We start from the raw sequence: 22,512 nt of genomic DNA on the forward strand, positions 1-22,512 counted from the left end.
AAATGGACTATTTAGTCCATAGTAACATTAATGGACCAAACAGTCCAGTTCATGATATAATATCGGTAAAAATCGTACTATACTTTCAGGATAGGAGATTACGGCCAAAAGAATGAGAAAGGAAGAGGGAAGAAAGCTTATGCCAAACAACGGGTCTTTAACTTCACGCGGGCAGAACAGCAGAGAGCGTATTCTGAATCAGGCAGCCCAACTTGTTTACGAAAAAGGCGTCCGGGGTACCAGTATGGACGATATGAGGGCCGCAGCTTCTGTCAGTAAAAGCCAGCTCTATCACTATTTTTCCAATAAAGAAGAGTTGATCCTGGCGGTTATTGAGCGGCAAACCGTCAATGTGCTGGGTGCGCAGCTGCCTCTCCTGGAACATCTGGACACATGGGAAAACTTGGAAAAATGGAGAACGACGATTATAGACTTGAAGGAAAGCAGCGAGAGCCTGGGAGGATGCCCGCTCGGTTCATTGGCTAGCGAACTAGCCGACCAGGACGAGACAGCCAGGGTGGCCCTGATGCATTCTTTTGATGAATGGGAGCAGTACTTTATTGATGGATTTAGCAAGATGAAAGAGCGGGGTGATCTTCGGGCCGAGTCTGACCCGGCTGAACTAGCTTGTGCAGTTATAACCAGTCTACAGGGAGGGCAGCTCTTAACCAAGACCCGCAAATCGACCCGTCCTTTCAAAATTGCCCTTCAAACGGCCTACGCTTATGTATTTTCATTTGCGACCAACCCGCAGGACGTGGAAATGGCAAAAAAGGGACGGAGCCAAGACTAACCCATAAAAACAGTACTCACTCAAGCGAGCTGCCGAAACCCTATAGTAATCGACAAAGCTTAGTTCTGTCCCGTTGTTTTCTTTCGCCAATGGGGTTCAATATATGTTTTCCTTATAGCAATAAAATATACAAAAATGTAAATGATAATGCTCGATTTTAAATCATTAATAACTAGCAGGGGATGGACATTTGATAAAGTTCAGTTTCCTGGATGGGTCACAGAGAAAGAAGTAGTGGTCAATACGTAATACATTTCTTCAAATTTATTAAATTCAATCCATTTACAACCCATCAGTGTACCGACAGAAGCATACATGAGCAGGTTCGAAGACAAGCTCATCAAGCTGAGTGCAGTCCTTCTTCTTAGCCGCTGTAATCGTCGCCTTGTCCGGTATAACATCATGTTCACCGACAAATGCCAGGCGCAGATGGAGTTTGATGCCCGCTTTTGTCTTGCGAAACGCTGCCCTTTTGTACTTTTGTAAACAGAGAGCCACCGTTTGACGAGTCGATAATCTCTACCACGCCCCGACTCATCGCCATACGATTTTGCAACTATCCATTTAACAAGACGCTCAAACACGTGCTGGAGTAGCTCTGGATTCACCTGTTTGTGCATACGACTGAGCTGAGCTGCCGACATTGACGTGAGCCCCAATTCCTCTTGAAATGTCTTACGGAGCACATCTTCAGCATTAGGTCGAAGTCCTTCTCTGCCTTGCAATTGTGCATGCAAGAACAGCTTTGGGTCGTTAACTTATTGTAAAGGATTTTTTGTGCTCGCAATCAAGCTGGAAGAGCATCAACATGAGCATTTATCACCATAATGAAAAGGTTGATTAAGTTCCGATGAAGCAATGAGAGCATAGGAGGAAATCATCCATGCAGCCAGCCAAATTCGTCCGCCAGTCCCGCTGCTTCAAAACCGCCCGCATCTTCCCGCCGGATGTCAACAACCATCAGACGATGTTCGGCGGCAAGCTGATGGCCTATATCGACGATATCGCCTCCATCGCGGCGATGAAGCATTGCCGGATGCCGACCGTGACCGCATCGACGGATTCCGTCGACTTTCTCCACCCGATCCGCCCGACAGACAGCATTACGATGGAGGCCTATGTCGCCTGGAGCGGCCGGTCGTCGATGGAGGTGTTCGTGAAGATCGTCAAGGAGGATCTCATGACCGGGGAGCGGATGGTTGCGGCAACGGCTTTCCTGACGTTCGTGGCCATGGGGCCGGACAAGCGTCCGGCGCCGGTGCCCGATATCGTGCCGGAGACGGAGGAGGAGAAGAAGCTGTTCGAGTCCGCTCCGGCTAGAGCGGAGATCCGCCGGCGGCGCCGCCAGGAATCCAAGCGTTTTGCCGATTTTCTCGGCGTGGACCACCCTTGGGAATGACATTGATAGCAAGGACGGTGCAGCCGTTTTTCCCTTTCATTCCGTGGGCTCAAGCCGATTCAGCCGGCACGGAGGCCTCTAAGCCGGGCCGGCGGATCCACGGCGCACTTCCTTCTGTGAACCAAAAACCAGCCTGCATTCGGCTGGCTTTTGGTTATGCCCGGAAAATGTTGTCGCGCCAGGTCTGATTGGAGGGCGGGTTGGATAGGGTATCTACTATAGATTGTCTTTTAGGGAAGGCGGGGAATTCATGGTTGCGGAAGCATATCGGTACATAACGGAAAACCGGGAGCGGTTCGGGGAAGCCGTGCAGACCCATGTAACGATCAGCTTGTACGCGCTTCTGATCGCTGCTGCCATCTGCATTCCTCTCGGAGTCCTCTGCGCCAAATACAGCCGGCTGACCGCGCCCGTCATGGGCTTGTTCAACTCGCTGCGGGTCATTCCGAGCCTGGCCGTTCTCGTCATCCTGCTCCCGATCCTGGGCACCGGCTTCACGCCTGCGCTCGCCGCGCTTACGCTGCTGGCCTGTCCGCCCATCCTCATCAACACCTACCTCGGCTTCCGCAAGGTCGAGCCCTCTGTACGGGAGGCGGCGTCCGCCATGGGCATGGGAGCGGGGCGGCTGCTGCGCCGGGTGGAGCTGCCGCTGGCGGCTCCGCTGATGATCTCCGGGCTGAAGACAGCAGCCGTGGAAGTCGTGGCGAGCGCGACGCTCGCCGCGTTCATCGGAGGCGGCGGACTCGGGACGTTCATCATCAACGGGCTGGGCTTGTACAACTTCCCGATGCTGCTGGTCGGGGCTTTGCCGGTCGCGGCGCTGGCTGTCCTCATGGAGCTGGTCCTGTCCGGGTTGGAGCGTTACGCATCGAGATTTCAACGAATATAGAAGGGGTGTCGGGAATGAATACGAACATGCAGAGGAACAGCTTGGCGAAGAGAGCTTGGCTGGGAGCGGGAATTGTTCTGATGGGCGCCATGCTGAGCGCCTGCGGCTCAAGCGGGAGCGGCAAGCCGGAGATCGCGGTCGGCTCCAAAAACTTTACGGAATCGCTCGTGCTTGGCGAGATGTACTCGCTCGCTCTGGAGCATGCGGGCTACAAGGTAGACCGCAAGCTGAATCTCGGGGGCACGCTCGTCGCGCATGAAGCCCTCAAGAAGGGCGATATCGACATGTATCCGGAGTACACGGGAACGGGGCTCATCAACGTGCTGCAGCTGCCGCCGAAAACGGATGCGCAAGCGGTGTACGACGAGGTAGCCAAAGGATACAAGGAGAAGTTCAACCTCGTCTGGCTGAAGCCGACGGAAGCCAACGACTCCCAGGGCCTGGTCACGACCAAGAAAGTCGCCGACCAGTACAACCTGCATAAGATCTCCGATCTGCCCAAGCTCGCTCCGCAGCTGCGGATGGCTGCCGTTCCCGAGTTCGAGGAGCGGGAGGACGGCTTGAAGGGTCTGAATTCCTTCTATGGCAAAATGGACTTCAAAAGCATCAAGCTGTTCGACTACGGCGTGAAGTACCGCGTCATCATGAACGGAGAAGCGGACTTGACGGTCGGCTTCACGACCGACGGAGACCTTACCAATCCCGATCTTGTGCTGCTTGAGGACGACAAGAAATTCTGGCCGCCGTACTTCGTCGCGCCGGTCGTGCGGGGCGACGTCCTGGAGAAGAACCCCGATGTGGAGAAGGTGCTGAACGACGTCTCCGCCAAGCTGGACAACAAGACGGTGCAGGCGCTGAACGCGCAGGTGGACATCGACAAGAAGGAATACGCGGACGTGGCGAAGGATTTCCTGCAGAAGCAGGGACTGCTGGACTAAGCGGAGGAGGGAATCGGCCATGAACGGACTGGCGCTACAATTCAAAGGGGTGAGCAAGCTGTACCCCGGGGCCGCCGACCCGGCGGTCCGGGACGTCTCGCTTGCCGTGGAGGAAGGCTCGTTCGTCACGCTGCTCGGCACATCCGGCTCAGGCAAGACGACGCTGCTGAAAATGGTGAACCGCATCATCGAGCCGACCTCGGGAAGCATCACGCTGTTCGGGCGGGATATCCGGGAGCGTCCGGCGACGGAGCTCAGGCGCGGCATCGGTTATGTCATCCAGCAGACCGGCCTGTTCCCGCATATGACGGTGGAGCAGAACATTTCGACCGTGCCGGACATTCTCGGCTGGGACAAATCGCGCGTCTCCGCCCGCGTATCGGAGCTCATGGAGCTCGTCCGGCTGCCGGAGGACATGCGCAAGCGGTATCCGAGGCAGCTATCCGGAGGCCAGCAGCAGCGCGTCGGCATCGCCCGCGCGATGGCCGGCGATCCCAAGGTGCTGCTCATGGACGAGCCGTTCGGAGCGCTCGACGCCATCACGCGCAGCTCGCTGCAGGATGAGCTGCTCGCCATCCAGCGGCGGCTCGGCCGCACCGTGCTGTTCGTCACGCATGACGTCAGCGAGGCGTTCAAGCTGGGCGACCGCGTCGTCGTCATGAACGGCGGCGTGATCGAGCAGGCTGGAACGCCGCTGGAGCTTCTGACCCGCCCGGCAACCGACTTCGTGCGCCAGCTGACGGGAGGAGACGATCTGTTCCAGCTGCTGGAGCTGCTGAAGGCGGAGGACCGGATGCTTCCGCTCTCTGCGGAATCGATGCTGCCGGAGTCGGCTCCGTCCGTCCAGCGCACCGACAGCCTGAAGTCGGCGCTGGAGCAGATGCTGAGGCATGGAGCCTCCGAGGCGGCCGTGGTGAATGAGCAGGGGGAAGCTGTTGGCCGGCTGACGCTTGACCGGCTTCAGCCCCAGCCTCGGGAGGGGGGAGCCGATGTCGGAGTATTTGCTGAGACATTATGACGATCTGCTGAAAGGCCTTTGGGAGCATCTGCTCCTGTCGGCTTCGGCGCTGGCGATCGCGCTGCTGATCGCGCTGCCCGCAGGCTACTGGCTGTCCAGGCACGGCCGCATCGCCGTGCCTGTCCTGGCGGTGCTCGGAATCGTGTATGCCATTCCGAGCCTTGGCATGTTCGCCTTGCTGATTCCGCTGCTGGGGCTCGGCAAGCAGCCGGCGCTGGCCGCGCTCGTCCTGTACAGCCAGCTGGTGCTGATCCGCAACGTAATCTCGGGCTTCCGCTCCATCGAGCCCGCCGTTCGCGAGTCGGCGGCCGGCGCGGGCTTCGGCCGCTGGCGGCTGTTCACGCGGATCGAGCTGCCGCTCGCGCTGCCCGTCATTCTGGGCGGGGTGCGGATCGCCTCGCTGTCGATCATCGGCATCGCGACGATCGCCGCCTGGATCAATGCGGGCGGGCTCGGCGTCATTTTGTTCGAGGGTCTCTACCAGAACTCCGTGCCCAAAATGGTATGGGGAACCGTGCTTATCGCGCTGCTGGCGATCGCGGTCAACCAGCTGCTGCTGGCTCTGGAGCGGCGCTCGATCCGGCGGGCGGCAGGAGAAGGCTGATTTTGGGGCGGCAGGCGGGAAGAATCGATTGCCGTGCTTGATGCCGGCACATGGGATCAGGTCAGCCGGCAAGCGTCTGGATGAAGCGGCGATCTGCAGCATGAATTCAGCATGGGAGGGGAATCAGGCATGAGCGTGCATGAATACGATCTCGTTGTCGTCGGAAGCGGGACGGCGGGAGCTTCGGCGGCCCATCGCTGCCGGGAGGCGGGGTGGAAGGTCGCCCTCGTCGAGAACCGCCCTCTGGGAGGCACCTGCGCCCTGCGCGGCTGCGATCCCAAGAAGGTGCTGGCCGGCGCGGCGGAGCTGGTGGATTGGAACCGCCGAATGAAGGGCAAGGGCGTAACGGGCGATGCGTCCATCTCCTGGCCGGAGCTGATGGCTTTCAAAAACGGCTTTATCGAAGGCGTGCCGGAATCCAGGGAGAAGGAATTCCGGGAGGCGGGCATTGAGGTATGGAAAGGGACGGCGAGGTTCGCGTCGGAGGATATCATCGAGGTCGGCGAAGCCCGGCTGAAAGGAAGCCGTATCCTTCTCGCCACGGGAGCGCGGCCTGCCTCGCTCGGAATCGAAGGCGAAGAGCTGCTCGCGACCAGCGACGAATTCCTGGAGCTGGAGGAGCTGCCGGAGGAGATCGTATTCATCGGCGGCGGATATATCTCTTTCGAGTTCGCCCATATGGCGGCGCGCGCCGGAGCGAAGGTCCATATCCTGCATCGAGGGAAGCGGCCGCTGGCCGGCTTCGATCCGGATCTGGTCGACCGCCTCGTCCAAGCGACGGAGGCTCTCGGCGTAGACATCCATCTGGGAGCGGCGGTGCAGTCGATAGCGGCAGAACCGGGAGGCGGCTTGACCGTTCAAGCGGAAAAGGACGGCAAGCTCCTCCGGCTGGCCTGCCGGCTTGCCGTGCACGGAGCCGGCCGGGTCGCCAACGTGGACGGGCTTGATCTGCCCAAAGGCTCCGTGGAGGGCGGCAGCGCCGGCATCAAGGTCCACTCCTGGCTGCAGAGCGTCAGCAATCCGCGCGTCTACGCGGCCGGCGACTGCGCGGATACGCAAGGGCCTCCGCTGACCCCGATATCTTCGGTGGAGTCAGCCGCAGCGGCCCGCAACATGCTGCAGGGCAGCCGCCAGGAGCCGAATTACAGCGAGGTGCCGACCGTCGTCTTTACCGTGCCCAAGCTGGCGTCGGTGGGCCTCTCGGAGAAGCAGGCACTGGAGCGGGGCTTGAACGTGGCCGTGAACAAGCTGGATGCGGCCTCATGGTACACGTACAAGCGGACCAATGAGCAAGCGGTCATGATGAAGGTCATCCTGGACGCGGATTCGGACCAGGTTCTGGGCGCCCATCTGCTGGGAAGCACGGCGGACGAGCTGGTGAACCATTTCGCGGCCGCGATCCGCTTCGGGTTGACGGGCAAGGACATCTCCTCTGTCCTGTTCGCGTACCCGAGCGCGGCGTCGGATCTGACCTATCTCGTCCAAGGAAAAGAATAAAGCGGCTCCCGCACCATGGCGGCAGCCGCGTCGAAGCGTCCTTCGGGACGCTTTTTTGCCTGGTTCACGCACAATGAGGAAGGGGACTCAGCCTTTATAGCTGTCCTGCCAGCGGAGCAGCCTCCTCTCGAGAAATTGGACAAGAGAATCCGACAGCTTGCCGACAAGGGCAAAAATCGTGATGCCGACGAACACGACATCCGTCGCCATGAAGGCGCGCGCGTCCTGGATCATATAACCGACTCCGCTGTCGGCGCCGAGCAGCTCCGCGACGACGAGGCAGAGCCAGGCGATGCTGAGCGAGAGACGGATGCCGAGCAGGATGTTCGGCAGCGCCGCCGGCAGCACGAGCCGGGTCATCTGGCGATAGCGGCTGAACTCCAGCACCCGCGCCACATCGAACAGCTTGGCGTCGACGTTGCGGACGCCGAGGAACGTGTTCACGTAGAGAGGGAAGAAGGCTCCAAGCGAGATGAGCAGCACCTTGGACAGCTCCCCGAAGCCGAACCACATGATGAACAGCGGCGTAATGGCCAGCAGCGGCACGGTGCGAAGCATCTGCACGGTCGGATTGACGACCTCCTCGAAGCGGCGGTACATGCCGACGAACAGGCCGAGCAGGAGGCCGGTGCCGCCGCCGAGCAGGAAGCCGAGCGAAGCCCGAATGAGGCTGATCCGCAGATGATGGGGCAGCTCGCCCGATCGGGCAAGCGCGGCATACTGCTTGAGGATAAGCCAAGGCGAGGAGAAGAGCTGCTCCGAGATCAGTCCCGCGGAGCTGAGCCATTGCCAGACGGCGACGATCAAGGCCGGGAGAACGGCGCCCCGCAGGAAGACGCCGCGGCGTTTTCTCCGGTGAGCCGGGGGCTTCGCTTCCAGAGCGGTTTCCGGAGCTGCCAAGGATACGGACATAGGGACATCACCTTCCTTTTTTTATCAGGGAATCGGGATAATGGCAGCAGCTGCGCTTAGTTGGAGGGGAATCGGCCGTGAGGCAAGATCCCGGATGTTCATGCGAGCCCAAAAGAACTTAAATGCTGTAGGCTTCCTGCTCCTGCCTCTGCTCCAGATGGCCCAGCACGGCCGTCCGCAGCTCCGTGAAGGAGCGGCTGGAGCGCGAGCGCGGATAAGGCAGGTCGATCGGTACGGAAGCCTTGATGCGGCCGGGCTTCGTATCCATGACGACGACGCGGGTCGAGAGGAATACGGCCTCGTCGATATCATGCGTGACCAGCAGCATCGAGGTTTTGCGGGTCTGCCAGATATCCAGAAGAGCCTCCTGAAGATGCGCTCTCGTGAAGGCGTCCAGCGCGCCGAAGGGCTCGTCGAGCAGCAGCGCCTTCGGCTGCCGCAAGAGAGCCCGCGCGATGGCGACCCGCTGCGACATGCCTCCCGACAACTGGCGGGGGTAGGCTTTCTCGAAGCCGCCGAGCTTGACGAGAGCGATCAGCTCGTCGGTCCTCCTGCGGACGTCGGCATTCCGGAGGGACAGGTCGGCCGCGATGTTCTGCTCCGCCGTCAGCCAGGGGAAGAGGCGATGCTCCTGAAAAATGACTCCCTTCTCCTGGGACGGACCGCGGACCGCCTCTCCTTCCAGCAGCACTTCGCCCTCGTAATCGGAATCCAATCCGGCGACGATCTTCAGCAGCGTGCTCTTGCCGCAGCCGCTCGGTCCGATCAAAGTCGTGAAATCTCCTTCCCGGACGGTCAGGTCTACGCGGTCCAGCACATGCGTATCGGCATGGCCGCTCCGGAACGTCTTGCTGACGCCTTTTATCTCCACTGCAGGTTGCATGCATGCTCCCTCCCCTTCGGCTTTTTTGAGTCCAGGCGAAAAAAAAGAGACCGGCAGCAATGGATATGCATGCCGAATCTCCAGTCGCTCCGGTCGATTCCTTTACAGGCTGATCAAGTATTCAACTTGTGGTTGTGGCTCATCTTAGCATCGCGGATTCCGGGCTGTCAATAACCGATTGGGAAAGTGGGAATTAAGGAGCTCGACGGTCCCGTCTTCTTCTCATGCCTGGAGGGATGCGTTACACTGGAGGGAACGATAACAAGCTCAAGGACATCATGGAGGAACGTCATGCCCAGAAATCAAAGGAAGGACCAGCTGCTGAGGGAGGAGCGGCGGCAGCAGATTCTTGAAGCCGCGGCCCGCATCTTCGCCCGCAGAGGCATGCTGACCAAGATCAGCGACATCGCCGCCGGAGCGAAGCTGAGCCAGGGACATGTCTATAATTACTTCAAGTCCAAGGACGAGATTCTGCTCGCCGTCATCGAACAGGGGCAGCTCGGCTACGGCGTTGTCCTGCGGGAAACGATCTCCATGCCAGGCAGCGCGGAGGACAAATTCCGTTGCTTGGCGGAACGCTCCCTGCCCAGCGGCGGAAGCCCGGACATGTATCTGGTGCTGCTGCAGGCCTTGTTCACGGATCTGCTCCCGGCTCAGGACAAAGCGGTCATTCTGGAAAGAGCGGACGGCAACCTCCAGCTGCTGGTGGAGCTGATCCGCGAAGGGCAGGAGGACGGCTCGGTCATGCCTGGCGATCCCGTGCAGCTGGCCACCTTGCTCGGCACGCTGATCCAGAACCTGATGCTGCTGGATATGCGGGGTTATGCGCCGGCGACCAAGGAGACGATCGAGCTGCTGCTGAAGATGATTCGCCCGGCGGCGGATGCCGCTACCGAAAATTTGGAAAAATGAGGGTTGACATCTTTGGCGGCATGCTGATACGATTTGGTCAATCCACAGAGTGAATGAAAACTCATTCGGTGAACGATTTTCTCGATCGTCTCTCATCGTCTTTCTTTGAATCGACTGGACGTCCAGAGATTCAGGCCCGCATCGGCTTGAATTCTTGGGACGTCCCGTTTTTTTTTTGATCCAAATACCAAGAATTCAGGTAGGAATATAATTATTCATTTCAGGAGGTTGGTTCATGAGCCAGACCATTCCGTTTTCCTGCCATTATTTTCCGTCCCGCGAATTCCGTGCGGGAGCAAGAGAGCTTCGCAGGCAGCCGGATGGCTTGTCCGGCGAGCGGCCGTACACGCTGTTCACGCTGAAGCCGCTTGGACCGATCATTGGAGCCGAGATCGAAGGCGTGAATTTGGCTGAACCGCTGGAGCCTGACGTCAAAGCCGAGCTCCAGCGAGCGTTTTTGGAGTGGAAGGTGCTGTTCTTCCGCAATCAGCCGATTACGAGCGAACAGCAGCTGGCTTTCGCCCGGGAATGGGGGCAGCTGGAGAAGCATCCCTTCCTGCCGAAGGGCAGCGCGGACGAGATTACCCGATTCGAGAAAGATGCCACGATGACCGGCAACGAAAATGTATGGCATACGGATGTGACCTGGAGGCTGGAGCCTGCTCTCGGCTCGGTCCTGCGCCTGTCGGAGGTGCCTCCGCTTGGGGGAGATACGCTCTGGGCGGACATGGGGGCTGCCTATGACAACCTGCCGGAAGAAATCAGGCAGAGAATCGACGGGCTGTCTGCCATTCATGACTTCACCCCTTCCTTCGGCAGGTTCATGACGCCGGAGGTGCTGGCCGCCAAGCAGGAGGAGTTCCCCGCCGCCGAGCATCCTGTCGTCCGGACGCATCCCGAGACCGGGCGCAAGACGCTGTTCGTCAACGCGGCGTTCACGGTGCGCATCGTCGGGCTGGAAGAGGAAGAGAGCGAGCAGCTGCTCGGTTGCTTGTTCCGTCAGGCCCATGTTCCCGAGTATCAGGTCAGGTTCCGCTGGGAGCCGCATTCCATCGCGCTCTGGGACAACCGGGCGACGCAGCATTATGCGGCTTCCGATTACTTCCCTAACCGCAGGGTGGCGGAACGGGTGTCCATCGCGGGCGGCCGGCCTTACTGAGCATCGTTCGGAGTGAGCGGAGCCAGAGAGTATTTGAGACTAGGGAGTGTATGGAGCCGGAGAGTGTATGGGCTAGACAGTGAGAGAGAGGGGCTTAAGAGCCAGGGAGAGGGGCAGAGAAGATGAAGAGAAACCGTACAGCCGGCATCGCGTTCGCCGCTGCGATCGTGCTCGGCCTGGTTCTCGCGGGATGCGGCAGCGGCCATTCCAATACGCAGGCTTCCGCAGGACAAGGGAAAGCGGCAGCGGCCAAAGCCCCCGAGCAGGGCGGCGAACCGGTCAAGGTCCATATCGCCCTCAACGGAGGACTCAGTCCGCTTATCATCGCCCAGGAGAAAGGGTGGCTGGACGAAGCCTTCAAGTTCCATCATGCGGAAGCGGTCTGGAGCAAGTTCACCAGCGGTCCGCCGCTGCTGGAATCTCTGGTCTCGGGGCGGGTGGATCTCAGCTGGCTGGGCGATGGAGCCGCCATATCGGGGGTCGCCAACAAGCTTCCTTTCGAGGTGATCGGGCTCATCAGCGAAGGGAGAGACCTGAACACCATTCTCGTCCCGACGGGCAGTCCGATCGCCACCGTCGAGAATCTGAAGGGGAAGACGGTCGGCGCCGCCAAAGGAACGACCTCTCATGTGTTTCTTATCAAAGTGCTGCAGGCAGCGGGCTTGACCCAGCAGGATGTCAAGATCATCAATCTTCAGTTCGACGATGGGCAGGCGGCCTTCGAGGCCGGCAAGCTGGACGCCTGGGTTACAATCGATCCTTATGTGACCTTGAACGTGCAGCAGAAAAAAGCAAGCGTGCTGGATGTCAAAACGGAGATCTACGCCCCGGTGTCCATGATCGCGCATACGGAATTCGCGAAGGAGCATCCCGATCTGGTCGTCGAGTTCCTGAAGCAGTACGACAAGGCGGTCAAATGGCAGAATGACAACCTCGACGAGGCTGCCGGGCTGTACGCCGCGCAGACGAAGATTCCGGCCGGCATCATCAAGCAGGTGCTCTCTCGCAGTGCGACCAGGCTGTCCGCTTATACGCCGGAGTCGCTTCAGGCTCAGGAAGAGTCGGCAGGCATCCTGCTGCAAAACCAGTTCTTGAAGCAGAAGGCGGACTTCAAGTCTGCCATCAATGACTCTTTCGTCATCGAGGCGCTGAAATAACGGTGCCTGTCAAAAACGATATCGCGGCATAGCCGCCAAGGAGGAGAAGAACATGAGCGAAGCCGTTCAAAATCAAGAGGTTCAACTGGAGATTGCGCCTGCGTCAGGACGCATCGGAGCGGAGGTCAGAGGAATCAAGCTGTCCGTCAGCCTGCAAGGCGATGAGTTGAAAGCCATCGAGGAAGCCCTGCTCTCTTACAAGGTGCTGTTCTTCCGCGGGCAGAGCCACCTGGACGACGCGGGCCAGGAAGCATTCGCGAAGCTTCTGGGCGACTTGTACGCCCACCCGACCGTACCGGTCAAAAACGGCACGAATGCGGTCCTTGAACTGGATTCCGAGCATGGCGGCCGCGCCAACTCCTGGCATACCGACGTGACCTTCGTGGATGCCTATCCCAAGGCATCCGTCCTGAGGGCGGTTGTCGTGCCTCCTGCCGGGGGAGATACGGTATGGGCCAATACGGCGGCGGCCTACAACGATCTGACGCCGGAGCTGCAGGAGCTGGCGAACAGCCTGCGGGCGATCCACAGCAACGCGTACGATTATGCGGCTGTGCGCCGGGATGCGACGGCCGAGCAGATTCGCCGGCATCGCGAGGTATTCGCTTCGACGGTCTATGAAACCGAGCATCCGGTTGTCCGCGTCCATCCGGAGACGGGCGAGCGCCATCTGCTGCTGGGCCACTTCGTGAAGCGGATCGCGGGGTTCAAAACGCCGGATTCCGACCGGCTCCTTGCCATTCTGCAAGAGCATGTGACCAGGCTGGAGAACACGGTACGCTGGCGCTGGTCTCCCGGGGACGTCGTTATCTGGGATAACCGCGCCACCCAGCATTACGCCGTCAACGATTACGGCAGCCAGCATCGCGTCGTCAGGCGGGTGACCGTAGCCGGCGACGTTCCGGTCGGCCTTGACGGCCGCCGCAGCCGCGTCATTCAGCCTGCGCCGCTGGAGGAGGAGCAGGAAAAGGTATCCTGAAAAGCAGAAGCCGGCGTGGGCGCCGGCCGGAAAGACCAGCCGTCATCGGCTTTTATTGCTCCTTCGTTGAAGCGTCTGGCTGGCGGAGCGGTCAGACTCGAGCTTGTCGGATGGAGGTGAGGGATGAAGCGAAGGAATCCTGTCCGCCCTGGCGGACACGGATTTGTGCTGTCATGCCGAGCGGAAGTCCACCTCGGAGGCGGAAGGATTGGCGGCGAACGAACGGAACTTATCGTTGTACCGGCCGATGATCTGGAGACCGCTCTCCCCGCCCTGGCCCCAGGTGCTGTGCCCGTCCTTCACGACGGCCACCTCATAGCCGCGGTCATGGGCTCCCTTGGCCGTCGTCGCAATGCACATGTCGGTCTGGAGGCCGGCCATGACCAGTCTCCCGACTCCAAGCCGAGTGAGCACCTCCTGCAGGTCCGTGTTCTGGAAAGCGTCGGGGACATGCTTCTGGATCGTCGGCTCCCCAGCTGTGGGCGCGATCCGAGGGTGGATGCCCCATCCGGTGCTGCCGGTCGCCAAAGGATAGCCTTCGTCCTCATTGTGCTGGACATAGATTACAGGGGCATCGCTTGCTTTGGCTTTCCCGATGAGGCTCTCGATGCGCTCAAGCAAGCCTGGGCCGTCATGCATCGGTTCCGGTTCCTCGAACATGCCGTTCTGGACATCGATGACCAGCAGGGCTGTAACCTTGCTCATGATTCCGACCTCTTTCCATATTCAGGTTTTTATCCCCTTTATTATATAGGAACAAATGTTCTTTCTGCAATCCGTGTAGTCAAAAAAAGCCAGCCGGATGAGTCCGGCTGGCTTGGCTGCGACTGGGACAGGCTGAGCTGATCCCGCTGGCCGCCTCCGTTCCTTACTCCGCTTCGCCGACGAGCGAGAAGCGCTCGCCGCGATGGGCGGGACTTTCGATCTCGTCCACAAGCGCGACGGCATAATCCGCATAGCTGATGTAGCTGTCTCCTTTGGCGTTGACCGTCAGGCGATCGCCGCCTTTCCGATAGGAGCCCGTGCGCTTGCCCTCCGCATGGAAGAAGGCGGCGGGGCTGATGAACGTCCAATCCAGTCCTTGCGATTGCTGAAGGTCGGTCAGGTTCTGTCCTTGGTTCGAAGCGGTCGCAAAATACTCTTTAGGGAAATCAGGCGTGTCCATGACGCGTACCGAATGCGCCTCGTCGACGAACAGGCTGCCTGCGCCTCCGACTACGATGAGGCGGGTATCGCTTCCCGTCAGCAGCTGGATCAGCTTTCTGCCTGCTTCGACGTGGAGATGTTCCTGGCCGGGAGCGGCGCCGAATGCATTGACGACGACATCGAACGGACGGAGGTCTTCAGGTTTCAGGTCAAAGACTTCCTTTTCCAGCATCTGCAGCGAAAGGTTTTTCACCTTAGAGGCGTCCCGCACGATCGCGGTCACCTGATGCCCCCTGTTGACGGCTTCTTCCGCAATCAGGCTTCCTGCTTTGCCGCTCGCTCCGATAATACCGATCTTCATGCTTGTATCCTCCTCGAATGGGTTCGTATTTAGTATTCCCGACGCCGAATCGACCAAACGCGACCGCCTGAGGAGGCGGAAATAGGGCTTCCGGCAACGTTATAACTATTATGGTTACAACTAGTTCGTTTTGTCCATTATTTTGTGGCGGGGAAAGGACAGCGGGCCTATAGGTGAAGTATGATGAAGGCAATAGGAAAGGCTTGGAAAGGGGAGGGCAGGGATGGATTCATGCTCCTGTGCGGGAGACAGGGACCAAGGAGAGACGGCTCGCAGGCTGTCCGGAGTGTCGATCCGCAATAACGATGCTTCCGTGAGGCTTCGATCCGGAGAGGCGGCGTCGATCCCGGCCGCTGACGGAGGTCCGGAGGGGCGGGAGGGAATGCCGAGAGAGATCCCCGACGCTGCCGCCGAGGTGCGCCGTGAGCTCGTGCTTCTGCCCGGAGGCAGCTTCCGGATGGGCAACGACGCCCAGGACGGGTTTCCTGCTGATGGAGAGGGTCCGTCGCGGAGCGTGACGCTCGATCCGTTTCGAATCGCGCCTTATGCAGTCACCAATGCCCAGTTCGCAGCCTTTGTCCGCGACACCGGATACGTCACGGAGGCGGAGGCGTTCGGCTGGTCGTTCGTGTTCCAGCTGCTCGTATCCGAAGAGATCGGACGCCGGGTAAGCCGCGTTCCGGCCGGCGTTCCCTGGTGGCTGGTCGTGGAAGGTGCCAGCTGGAGAGCGCCGGAGGGACCGGATTCCACTATCCGCGATCGCGGCGACCATCCTGCCGTGCATGTATCCTGGAATGACGCGCAGGCGTTCTGTTCCTGGTCCGGCACGAGGCTTCCCAGCGAAGCGGAGTGGGAATACGCCGCCCGCGGCGGTCTCGAAGGCAGAACATATCCATGGGGAGATCTGCTGAAGCCGGATGGAGAACATCGCTGCAATATCTGGCAAGGGAAATTTCCTGTCAAAAACAATGCCGGCGACGGTTACGTCGGAACCGCCCCCGTCCATGCCTACCTTCCCAACGGATATGGCTTGTACAATATGGCCGGCAATGTGTGGGAATGGTGCCGGGATTGGTTCGCCCCCGATTACCATCGCCAGACGAAGGAGGTAAATCCCTTCTACGCGGAGGATACCGGCAAAAAATCCATCCGGGGCGGGTCCTACCTATGCCACCGCTCCTACTGCAACCGGTACCGCGTAGCGGCGCGCAGCTCCAATACGCCGGACAGCTCCATGGGCAATGCCGGCTTCCGGGTGGCGGCGGATTGCTGAGCCTTTCTTTGCAAGCAGGGCTTCGGTCCGACCCGAATGCCGATTCCATCTGTATAAGGTTAGAAAACCTGTCCATGGGGGCAGGTTTTTTTGAGCTGGAGAGATTCCATTTCAGCCGTTCCGGAAGGTATTCCGTTCATGGACATAGAAGGAAACAAACACGGAAAATGTCGGGTTTTCAATTTATTATTCAATAAATCTGGAATTTTATTCGAATTAGTATCTTCATGGTCAGGCTGACTATTCTTACATGGGGGAACGTGGCAGTAATGGAAAGCAAACTCTTTTTCATCGCTACAGACGATTTTGTTGCATTGAACCCGGATCTCCAGAGAGAGATATACATGGAATACTATAAACTCGTTTATTCTCCGATCATCTACATGGTCAAGGATCATGCGACAGCGGAGGACATCATCCAGATTTCCTTCCTCAAAGTAATCAAGAAGAAGCCGGCGGCGGAAAACGAAGCCAAGCTGAAGGCTTGGATTCATGTTGTCGTAAAAAATACGGTTTATGATTTTTTCAAAAAATCGAAAAAAAATCGCAACGAAATGGATTCGGATCATGTTTACATTAACGAAAGCCCCGTTTACGCGACGGAAGCAGGCGACATCGAAAGCCAAATCGAGCTCAAGCTTATGATAGAGGCTCTGGAGAAGTATCTCGAGGACATCAAGCCCGAATACAAATCCTTGATCGAGCTTCGCTGGAAGCGGGACCTAAGCTACAAGGAAATCGCCCTCAGGCTGGACACGACGGAAGAAACAGTGAAATACAAGCTTTTCCGGGTGAGGGAAGCGATGAGGAAGAGATTTTTGAAGGAATGGGAGGCGGAAAAATGAAAAGCGACGAAGAATTCGACCAGATGTTCGACCGGGCGATAGCCGAGGCCTCCGGCAAGCATGAATTCGTGCCCGATCCGGAGATATCCTGGATGAAGGTCAAGAAGCAGCTTGGACGCAGGGCAAAAAGGCGTTCCCGGATGAAGATGCTTCCTTATATCGCAGCTTCGTTACTGGTAGGAGCAGTCCTGTTGGGAGCTCCAGTGCAATCGCAGGCGTTTCCTTTCTTCCATGCGGTCAAGTCCATCCAGGATGACGTCGTGAAGCTGATCTTCGGATCGGACGGCGACAATGCGGTCGAACCGAAAACGGCGCCCCCTCCGGAGCATTCGGGGCCGGAGGGCAGCACCGATGAGCCGGGCGGAGCAACCGAGCAGCAAAGCTTCCACAGCCTGAAGGATGCCAAAGCGCATGCGGATATGGAGCTCCCCGCGATGAATTATGTCCCTGATGGGTACGAGCTGAAAGAAGCCATGATTCTAAGCAGCAAAAAAGGCAAGTCGGAAAGCGCCATTCTGAACTACAGCAATGGCGAGGGCAAGATATTCACGGTCACGGTGCGGAAGGTCAGGGCGGGTGAACTGGTCACAACAGGCGGCGAACTCAACGGCAAAGCGGATTATCAGGAAATCAAAATCGACGGCATTAATGGGTATCTCTTTCACTCGGAAAATGACATGGGAGTGAGCCTTGAATACATGAAGAGCGATCTGTTTATCTTGATATACGGAGAGCTATCTCCGGAAGAAATTACGCAGATAGCCGAAGATATCTATTGAGAGGAGGAAGGATTGAAGGGCAGGGGGTCGGGACGAAGCCGCGGCAACAGGCCTTGATGTCTTAAACCTTCGATAATCTTTTGAGCGACGCGAAGCGTGCCTTTGCATTTTTCGCTCTCTCCGAAGTGGTTGCTGAAGATGGCGCTGATGCGGAAGGAAAGCTCCTCGGCAGTTATATTATCATGAATGTGGCACACGATTGCCCTCACCTCGTGCTTGTATTCATCGGGAGGACAGCAGTATGATCGCAACAGATTAAAGGGATCCCACTCGTTCACGACGTCTCTAATCAGTTCAAACATACGCAGTCAATCCCCTCTCGCGTGATAGCGTTCTAGTCGATTGTGAAGACTTTCCTCATAAGAAAAGCGGAGTCGTTATGTTGAACTCCGCTTATTTTTGTTATGGAATAATGAATTAAGTCTTAGCTGCAGAGAAGGTTGGCGGTGTAGGCCGACGCCTGCTCGGTCACGGAACCGTTTTTGACGAAGTGTACGATCTTGCCGCGGTAGTAGTACCCTGTTTCACCTGTGCGGAGGACGGAATTCTGGAATACGTTCGTATCTTTGGAACTCAATGTAGCTAGCACTCCAGAGTCGATCCATTGGGTTCCCGTCCACTTTTGCAGCTGGAAGGTAGCGCCTAATTCCGAGACCGTCGTTTTGGACTGGGTCATCGCCGTTAATGTTATGACTCCTTTTTCGGAATAGATAGATTCATTGCCATAGCCGAGATAGGTATAACTGTCGTAGTAACCAAAGGTGGAGAATACCGGAGGAGGAGGCGATGTTTTGGCTCCGTCAGCCGAAGCTGCCGACAACGGTGAGCTCATGGAACCGAATATCAAGGCCGCTGCGAAAAAAACGCTCCAGAAAATGCCGATGATCCTTACGTTACGATACATACTAAATCAGCCTCCATTATGTAGTGGTCCAACACTAGAATAACAACCGCAAACCGAGTGTAGTTGCAGCCTTAATAAAAAATATTTGCGTGTATTAAAATAGTGATCATCGCCTGCAGCTACCCCCTTGCAGTCTACGTTCATTCCGATAAGATTGAAGGAATATGGATTGATATTCCAATTAGATAGCGCTTACAATAGTTCCAAAGAATCAGAAATGTCCAGTTGAAAGAAGGAAGAAATGGGCATGATTGCATGTGGCGTATTCATCCATTCCGAGCCCCGCTTCGCATCCTTGCAAAGCGGGGCTGCCTATTGCGCGGAACAACGCCTTGCCGCCGGTCAAAACGGAAGCCCCTCCCGGATCTGCCGCTGCATGAGCTCCATGACGAGCGTCTCCCGCTCGATGGCAAAGCCGATATGGGGACCTTTCTGCCGCATCACAGAGCGGTTGTGGTTGATGGCTTCCGCAATTTCCACCCACTCCGGCCGCGAGCCGTCGGCAAGCTCATAGGATTCCGGGCGAATCCGGGTGAAGTTAGTCTCGGCCCTGCACACGTAAAAACAGGAGATCATTCTCAGATTGTCGTATTCCGGCTCCAGCGCGGGACGAAGCTCCTCCACGCGGCCGGGCTCTCGGACCACTTTGACCGATGCGGCACCGGCTTCTTCCTCCAGCTCTCGGCGCAGCCCCGAGAGCATAAAGGGGGACGAACTTATGGAGCTGCTGTACGAGCTGGTCCATTCCAAGGCAGCCGACCCGTCGGGCTCAGCCTTCGTTCGACGACGACTACGGCATTCCCGGCGGCGGTATCGAGCCGGGAGGAGACCGTTCTGCCCAAGGCATTATCGTCGACGGCGCCAAGATGCTGTTGATCTACACCGCCCGCTAAGACTTTCATGCGCTCAGATTTCATAGACATCGTCGCCGATTCGGATCGCTCCCGGCATCGAGACGGAAGCATATAAGCCGAAATGATTTCCGAACTGCCGGCTTACGGTTTTGTGCAGCGACGGGTCGGGCTGCAGCGTGTCCGGTTCCAGGCCGATCATCGAGCAGCGGCCGCAGAATGAGTCCACCCGCAGCTCAGCGGTTCCTACGCGGAGCCGTCTGCCGATCCACTGCTCATCGTCGAAGGCGGGATCGTTCATCGCGAGCACCAGGTTCGGACGGAAACGTCGGATATCAAGCTCCTTGCCCCATGCGGCTTCGAGCTTTCGCCGTGAAGCGTCTGTCACAATCAGAACGGGAGCGGCATCGACAGCCAGGAGACCCGGTTCCTCCAGATGAGGGGCTTTGTATCCGGTCATCGACAACTCGATCTTTGCATGCCGCTGCATATCCGCCAGCAGTTCTCCGTCCCATCGGAGGGATCTTCCTTCCGGAGAGACAATATGCAGGATATCGTCCTTTACAGATGCCTCATAAGAAAGCATCGCCGGAATCTGCCGGGCGGTGATGTAGCTGCTCCATCCTTGCTTGGTTTGGTCGCGGAATGCTCCGATCCGATCGCCTGCAAGCCCTGAGGCTTCCATCTCGCAGGCATCCAGGCGTTCACCCGCAAATGATTTGACCGGATACCTCATAATGGAGGAGACTTTGCCGGAAGACGTTTCCATTGTTATTCCTCCCCGAATGAATCATGCCTTTTATTATAGGGGCAGGAGCCCATTTTGCCCATCGGTGGAGCCCGAGCGGATAATCTGGGCGAGGTTGCGCAGAGGGAAGGATGAACAGATGGTTGGATGAACAGCGGGAAGGATGAACAAAGGGAAGGATGAATGGATAAAAGGATGAATGGATAGAAGGCTGCTCTTTTAAAGAAGGACTGGGGGAAACGTATGACTTTTTGAAGTATTCTATTATTGCGAGAGTTTCGTTGTGCAAGAGGCTGATGTCAGGCGGAGAACCCATCCCCATGCCGGATGTCCGTTGGACCGGGCCGTAAAGCCGCGGGAATCTTATCCTCCTTCGGGCTGTTGATTTGGCTCCGATAGGCTATAATGGATAAAAAGGATGATAGCCGAAGCGCGGGAGGGAAAGGGATCAATATGACGGATAAAGTGAAAATTTTCAGCGGATCTTCCAATATTCCGCTTGCGAAGAGCATCAGCGAGCAGCTGGGCATTCCTCTAGGAGAGGTGGAGCTGTCGCAGTTCGATAACGGAGAGCTGTATGTCTCCTACAAGGAGCCGATCCGCACTTGCCATATCTTCATCGTGCAGTCGCTCTCGGACCCGGTCAACGAGAACTTCATGGAGCTGCTCATCATGATCGACGCGGCCAAGCGGGCTTCCGCCAAGACGATCAACATCATCATGCCGTACTACGGCTACGCCCGCCAAGAGCGCAAGCGCCATCCGCGCGAGGCGATCTCCGCCAAGCTGGTCGCCGATCTGCTGGAGACGGCAGGCGCCTCCAGGATTATCCCGCTTGATCTGCATACGGCCGCTATCCAGGGCTTCTTCAACTTCCCGGTCGACCATCTTACGGCGCTCGACGAGCTGGCGGAATATATCCGCAGCAAGAACATCGAGAACCCGGTCATCGTATCTCCGGACGCAGGTCGAGCCTCCACGGCGGAGAAGCTGGCCAATTACCTGCATGCCCCGTTCGCGATGGTCGTGACCAATCACGACAGCCACACGGGAGAAGAGAAGACGCATGTCATCGGCGAGGTGGCCGGCAAGACGCCGATTGTCATTGAAGATATCATCGATACGGGCAAGACGCTCCTCAACGTCGTGGACAAGCTCGTCGAGAAGGGCGGGCGCGACATCATGGTGGCGGCGACCCACGGCCTGTTCTCTCAAAATGCGCTTGAGCGGCTGGAGCATGCCCATATCAAGGAAATCGTCGTAACGGACTCCATCCTGCAGCCTTCCGGGCACTCCGACAAGCTGACCGTCATCTCGATGGCAAGCCTGTTCACCGAAGCGATTCGGAGCAATATTTACGGCGGCTCCATTGCAACGATGTTCAAGAACAAAGGAATCTAGTCGTCCGCGGAAGCAGCATATACGGACCGATTCAAAGAGGCCGGAAGCCCGTTCCGGCCTCTTTGCCGTTCTCTCTAAAACGGCTGGCGAATAAGCGGGCAGGCGTAGCCGGTTGCTTGAAGCATCCTGGAGGCAGACGCAAGACAATTGCATTGCAAAGGTATAAGGACAAGCCTTTTGCGACTTTCGGGAAAAACAGCCGGTTTCCGTTATGTAGCCCGACCGATAGTGGATAAATGCACCCTTTGCTGTGGAAGCACCCGTTTGTAGTGAGCACATTGGTTGCTGAGAAAGCATTTGTTTGTGGTGAGCACATTCGTTGCCGTGGAAGCACCCGTTGTCTTGGAGGCACCCGTTGCCTTGGAAGCGGAAGCATCCGTTGCCTTGGACGTTTTCCTTCCTTGAATGCTTATCGGACATAGGATCCGTTATTTGCCTTGAAAAATGGAATCTGCGAAGGTATCGGACATTAGATCCGTTATTTGCCTCCACTCTATTGATATCGAGGTAATTTTTAGGAAATAGCGGAACGTATGTCCGATAAAATGCCAAAACCCTCGAATTCGGCCAAATAGCGGAACGTATGTCCGATAAAAGCCAAGGGCTCATGAAATCGGCCGCATAGAGGAACGAATTTCCGAAATGCTTCATTTAAATCCAGGCCTGCCGGCCAAACAGTGGTCTTCACCTGTGGTGTCAGAAAGCGCGGCGGCGTCTCTACATCGTTTTCGTTCTGAAAACTATTGCGATCATAAACGACAATTTTATGGTTGAAAAAATGATACTTTCGATCTTTTTGTGATAAATATCACGGATTATAAAGATTTTGAAAAGGTGTTCGAGCATTCCCCGCGAATAGGGAAGTTTGACAGGCACAAAATTCGCCAGCGGGGTGGTAAGCGCTCTCATTAAATTCTTCCGCAAGTCAGCTCTTCCGCAAGTCAGCTGTTCCGCAAGTCGGCTCTTCCGCAAGTCAGCTGTTCCGCAAGTCGGCTCTTCCGCAAGTCAGCTCTTCCGCAAGTCGGCTCTTCCGCAAGTCGGCTCTTCCGCAGCTGTTCCGCAAG

At 57.5% G+C, this 22,512-nt stretch carries 24 protein-coding genes; 15 read left to right on the plus strand and 9 right to left on the minus strand.

What is annotated here, in order from left to right:
* The first annotated feature begins 112 nt into the window (after positions 1–112).
* The gene (locus tag VE23_RS20255) at positions 113–793 is read left to right on the plus strand and encodes a TetR/AcrR family transcriptional regulator (protein ID WP_049868908.1); all 681 of its coding nucleotides are present in this window, start codon (positions 113–115) and stop codon (positions 791–793) included.
* A 200-nt stretch (positions 794–993) separates the two neighbouring features.
* Here VE23_RS20255 and VE23_RS26680 read toward each other — a convergent pair whose 3' ends face one another.
* Positions 994–1,437 carry a hypothetical protein gene (locus tag VE23_RS26680; RefSeq protein WP_157054007.1) on the minus strand — a complete coding sequence of 148 codons (444 nt, stop codon included), beginning with the start codon at positions 1,435–1,437 and terminating at the stop codon, positions 994–996.
* 239 nt (positions 1,438–1,676) lie between these two features.
* Between VE23_RS26680 and VE23_RS20260 the strand changes: the two genes are divergently transcribed.
* The 6 genes from VE23_RS20260 (at position 1,677) to VE23_RS20285 (ending at position 7,138) form a co-directional block, all read left to right on the plus strand.
* The gene (locus tag VE23_RS20260; RefSeq protein ID WP_048749099.1) at positions 1,677–2,192 is read left to right on the plus strand and encodes an acyl-CoA thioesterase; all 516 of its coding nucleotides are present in this window, start codon (positions 1,677–1,679) and stop codon (positions 2,190–2,192) included.
* A 250-nt stretch (positions 2,193–2,442) separates the two neighbouring features.
* The gene (locus VE23_RS20265) at positions 2,443–3,081 is read left to right on the plus strand and encodes an ABC transporter permease (protein WP_049868909.1); all 639 of its coding nucleotides are present in this window, start codon (positions 2,443–2,445) and stop codon (positions 3,079–3,081) included.
* Between the two features lie 14 nt (positions 3,082–3,095).
* Complete coding sequence (locus VE23_RS20270) at positions 3,096–4,019, plus strand: ABC transporter substrate-binding protein (RefSeq protein WP_232317003.1); 924 nt, start codon at positions 3,096–3,098, stop codon at positions 4,017–4,019.
* A gap of 19 nt (positions 4,020–4,038) precedes the next feature.
* Entirely contained in the window at positions 4,039–5,037 is a 999-nt protein-coding gene (locus tag VE23_RS20275) for an ABC transporter ATP-binding protein (protein ID WP_048749104.1), read from the plus strand.
* Positions 5,009–5,641 carry an ABC transporter permease gene (locus tag VE23_RS20280; protein WP_049868910.1) on the plus strand — a complete coding sequence of 211 codons (633 nt, stop codon included), beginning with the start codon at positions 5,009–5,011 and terminating at the stop codon, positions 5,639–5,641. The genes VE23_RS20275 and VE23_RS20280 overlap by 29 nt, the downstream gene beginning before the upstream one ends.
* Before the next feature lie 129 nt (positions 5,642–5,770).
* Entirely contained in the window at positions 5,771–7,138 is a 1,368-nt protein-coding gene (locus VE23_RS20285) for a dihydrolipoyl dehydrogenase family protein (RefSeq protein ID WP_049868911.1), read from the plus strand.
* Between the two features lie 87 nt (positions 7,139–7,225).
* Here VE23_RS20285 and VE23_RS20290 read toward each other — a convergent pair whose 3' ends face one another.
* Both VE23_RS20290 and VE23_RS20295 read right to left on the minus strand, forming a co-directional pair.
* Positions 7,226–8,050 carry an ABC transporter permease gene (locus VE23_RS20290; protein WP_021879691.1) on the minus strand — a complete coding sequence of 275 codons (825 nt, stop codon included), beginning with the start codon at positions 8,048–8,050 and terminating at the stop codon, positions 7,226–7,228.
* 118 nt (positions 8,051–8,168) lie between these two features.
* Positions 8,169–8,933 carry an ABC transporter ATP-binding protein gene (locus tag VE23_RS20295; protein ID WP_048746023.1) on the minus strand — a complete coding sequence of 255 codons (765 nt, stop codon included), beginning with the start codon at positions 8,931–8,933 and terminating at the stop codon, positions 8,169–8,171.
* A 291-nt stretch (positions 8,934–9,224) separates the two neighbouring features.
* Between VE23_RS20295 and VE23_RS20300 the strand changes: the two genes are divergently transcribed.
* The 4 genes from VE23_RS20300 (at position 9,225) to VE23_RS20315 (ending at position 13,140) form a co-directional block, all read left to right on the plus strand.
* The gene (locus VE23_RS20300) at positions 9,225–9,845 is read left to right on the plus strand and encodes a TetR/AcrR family transcriptional regulator (RefSeq protein ID WP_049868912.1); all 621 of its coding nucleotides are present in this window, start codon (positions 9,225–9,227) and stop codon (positions 9,843–9,845) included.
* A 235-nt stretch (positions 9,846–10,080) separates the two neighbouring features.
* The gene (locus VE23_RS20305) at positions 10,081–11,004 is read left to right on the plus strand and encodes a TauD/TfdA dioxygenase family protein (protein ID WP_049868913.1); all 924 of its coding nucleotides are present in this window, start codon (positions 10,081–10,083) and stop codon (positions 11,002–11,004) included.
* Between the two features lie 122 nt (positions 11,005–11,126).
* Positions 11,127–12,161, plus strand: coding sequence for an aliphatic sulfonate ABC transporter substrate-binding protein (locus VE23_RS20310; protein ID WP_049868914.1), 1,035 nt, complete (start codon positions 11,127–11,129; stop codon positions 12,159–12,161).
* A 52-nt stretch (positions 12,162–12,213) separates the two neighbouring features.
* Positions 12,214–13,140, plus strand: coding sequence for a TauD/TfdA dioxygenase family protein (locus VE23_RS20315; RefSeq protein WP_049868915.1), 927 nt, complete (start codon positions 12,214–12,216; stop codon positions 13,138–13,140).
* Between the two features lie 171 nt (positions 13,141–13,311).
* On the opposite strand, the gene VE23_RS20320 is transcribed toward VE23_RS20315, so the two are convergent.
* Together VE23_RS20320 and VE23_RS20325 are read right to left on the minus strand one after the other, a co-directional pair.
* A complete protein-coding gene (locus VE23_RS20320) occupies positions 13,312–13,845 on the minus strand; it encodes a cysteine hydrolase family protein (protein WP_049868916.1) in 534 nt (177 codons plus the stop codon).
* 163 nt (positions 13,846–14,008) lie between these two features.
* Positions 14,009–14,647 carry an NAD(P)-dependent oxidoreductase gene (locus VE23_RS20325; protein ID WP_048746014.1) on the minus strand — a complete coding sequence of 213 codons (639 nt, stop codon included), beginning with the start codon at positions 14,645–14,647 and terminating at the stop codon, positions 14,009–14,011.
* Positions 14,648–15,029: 382 nt separating this feature from the next.
* Between VE23_RS20325 and VE23_RS20330 the strand changes: the two genes are divergently transcribed.
* The 3 genes from VE23_RS20330 (at position 15,030) to VE23_RS20340 (ending at position 17,544) form a co-directional block, all read left to right on the plus strand.
* Positions 15,030–15,920 (plus strand): formylglycine-generating enzyme family protein, encoded by an 891-nt coding sequence (locus tag VE23_RS20330; protein ID WP_174806390.1) that lies wholly within the window; start codon positions 15,030–15,032, stop codon positions 15,918–15,920.
* A gap of 269 nt (positions 15,921–16,189) precedes the next feature.
* Positions 16,190–16,765, plus strand: coding sequence for an RNA polymerase sigma factor (locus VE23_RS20335; RefSeq protein ID WP_049868917.1), 576 nt, complete (start codon positions 16,190–16,192; stop codon positions 16,763–16,765).
* Positions 16,762–17,544, plus strand: a complete 783-nt coding sequence (locus VE23_RS20340; protein WP_049868918.1) for a DUF4367 domain-containing protein — start codon at positions 16,762–16,764, stop codon at positions 17,542–17,544. Before VE23_RS20335 ends, VE23_RS20340 begins: the two co-directional genes overlap by 4 nt.
* Here VE23_RS20340 and VE23_RS20345 read toward each other — a convergent pair.
* The 4 genes from VE23_RS20345 to VE23_RS20360 form a co-directional block, all read right to left on the minus strand.
* Positions 17,538–17,846 (minus strand): DUF1871 family protein, encoded by a 309-nt coding sequence (locus VE23_RS20345; protein ID WP_049868919.1) that lies wholly within the window; start codon positions 17,844–17,846, stop codon positions 17,538–17,540. The two genes, VE23_RS20340 and VE23_RS20345, sit on opposite strands and share 7 nt — an antisense overlap.
* A gap of 122 nt (positions 17,847–17,968) precedes the next feature.
* Positions 17,969–18,448 carry a hypothetical protein gene (locus VE23_RS20350; RefSeq protein ID WP_021879703.1) on the minus strand — a complete coding sequence of 160 codons (480 nt, stop codon included), beginning with the start codon at positions 18,446–18,448 and terminating at the stop codon, positions 17,969–17,971.
* 342 nt (positions 18,449–18,790) lie between these two features.
* Positions 18,791–19,198, minus strand: coding sequence for a hypothetical protein (locus VE23_RS20355; RefSeq protein WP_157054009.1), 408 nt, complete (start codon positions 19,196–19,198; stop codon positions 18,791–18,793).
* A 156-nt stretch (positions 19,199–19,354) separates the two neighbouring features.
* Positions 19,355–20,068 carry an MOSC domain-containing protein gene (locus VE23_RS20360; RefSeq protein ID WP_049868921.1) on the minus strand — a complete coding sequence of 238 codons (714 nt, stop codon included), beginning with the start codon at positions 20,066–20,068 and terminating at the stop codon, positions 19,355–19,357.
* A 432-nt stretch (positions 20,069–20,500) separates the two neighbouring features.
* On the opposite strand from VE23_RS20360, the gene VE23_RS20365 reads away from it, so the two are divergent.
* Complete coding sequence (locus VE23_RS20365) at positions 20,501–21,448, plus strand: ribose-phosphate diphosphokinase (RefSeq protein ID WP_049868922.1); 948 nt, start codon at positions 20,501–20,503, stop codon at positions 21,446–21,448.
* The last annotated feature ends 1,064 nt before the right edge of the window (positions 21,449–22,512 follow it).

The sequence above is a fragment of the Paenibacillus sp. D9 genome (assembly GCF_001188365.1).
GTDB lineage: Bacteria > Bacillota > Bacilli > Paenibacillales > Paenibacillaceae > Paenibacillus_O > Paenibacillus_O humicus.

Excerpts from the sequence above, each read along its gene's own strand:
- VE23_RS20265 (WP_049868909.1), top strand. The coding sequence starts at position 2,443 with ATGGTTGCGGAAGCATATCGGTACATAACGGAAAACCGGGAGCGGTTC.
- VE23_RS26680 (WP_157054007.1), bottom strand. The coding sequence starts at position 1,437 with ATGTCGGCAGCTCAGCTCAGTCGTATGCACAAACAGGTGAATCCAGAG.
- VE23_RS20365 (WP_049868922.1), top strand. The coding sequence starts at position 20,501 with ATGACGGATAAAGTGAAAATTTTCAGCGGATCTTCCAATATTCCGCTT.
- VE23_RS20290 (WP_021879691.1), bottom strand. The coding sequence starts at position 8,050 with ATGTCCGTATCCTTGGCAGCTCCGGAAACCGCTCTGGAAGCGAAGCCC.
- VE23_RS20345 (WP_049868919.1), bottom strand. The coding sequence starts at position 17,846 with ATGTTTGAACTGATTAGAGACGTCGTGAACGAGTGGGATCCCTTTAAT.
- VE23_RS20275 (WP_048749104.1), top strand. The coding sequence starts at position 4,039 with ATGAACGGACTGGCGCTACAATTCAAAGGGGTGAGCAAGCTGTACCCC.
- VE23_RS20280 (WP_049868910.1), top strand. The coding sequence starts at position 5,009 with ATGTCGGAGTATTTGCTGAGACATTATGACGATCTGCTGAAAGGCCTT.
- VE23_RS20320 (WP_049868916.1), bottom strand. The coding sequence starts at position 13,845 with ATGAGCAAGGTTACAGCCCTGCTGGTCATCGATGTCCAGAACGGCATG.
- VE23_RS20295 (WP_048746023.1), bottom strand. The coding sequence starts at position 8,933 with ATGCAACCTGCAGTGGAGATAAAAGGCGTCAGCAAGACGTTCCGGAGC.
- VE23_RS20330 (WP_174806390.1), top strand. The coding sequence starts at position 15,030 with ATGCCGAGAGAGATCCCCGACGCTGCCGCCGAGGTGCGCCGTGAGCTC.
- VE23_RS20350 (WP_021879703.1), bottom strand. The coding sequence starts at position 18,448 with ATGTATCGTAACGTAAGGATCATCGGCATTTTCTGGAGCGTTTTTTTC.
- VE23_RS20325 (WP_048746014.1), bottom strand. The coding sequence starts at position 14,647 with ATGAAGATCGGTATTATCGGAGCGAGCGGCAAAGCAGGAAGCCTGATT.
- VE23_RS20340 (WP_049868918.1), top strand. The coding sequence starts at position 16,762 with ATGAAAAGCGACGAAGAATTCGACCAGATGTTCGACCGGGCGATAGCC.
- VE23_RS20260 (WP_048749099.1), top strand. The coding sequence starts at position 1,677 with ATGCAGCCAGCCAAATTCGTCCGCCAGTCCCGCTGCTTCAAAACCGCC.
- VE23_RS20300 (WP_049868912.1), top strand. The coding sequence starts at position 9,225 with ATGCCCAGAAATCAAAGGAAGGACCAGCTGCTGAGGGAGGAGCGGCGG.
- VE23_RS20335 (WP_049868917.1), top strand. The coding sequence starts at position 16,190 with ATGGAAAGCAAACTCTTTTTCATCGCTACAGACGATTTTGTTGCATTG.
- VE23_RS20360 (WP_049868921.1), bottom strand. The coding sequence starts at position 20,068 with ATGGAAACGTCTTCCGGCAAAGTCTCCTCCATTATGAGGTATCCGGTC.
- VE23_RS20285 (WP_049868911.1), top strand. The coding sequence starts at position 5,771 with ATGAGCGTGCATGAATACGATCTCGTTGTCGTCGGAAGCGGGACGGCG.
- VE23_RS20310 (WP_049868914.1), top strand. The coding sequence starts at position 11,127 with ATGAAGAGAAACCGTACAGCCGGCATCGCGTTCGCCGCTGCGATCGTG.
- VE23_RS20315 (WP_049868915.1), top strand. The coding sequence starts at position 12,214 with ATGAGCGAAGCCGTTCAAAATCAAGAGGTTCAACTGGAGATTGCGCCT.
- VE23_RS20255 (WP_049868908.1), top strand. The coding sequence starts at position 113 with ATGAGAAAGGAAGAGGGAAGAAAGCTTATGCCAAACAACGGGTCTTTA.
- VE23_RS20270 (WP_232317003.1), top strand. The coding sequence starts at position 3,096 with ATGAATACGAACATGCAGAGGAACAGCTTGGCGAAGAGAGCTTGGCTG.
- VE23_RS20305 (WP_049868913.1), top strand. The coding sequence starts at position 10,081 with ATGAGCCAGACCATTCCGTTTTCCTGCCATTATTTTCCGTCCCGCGAA.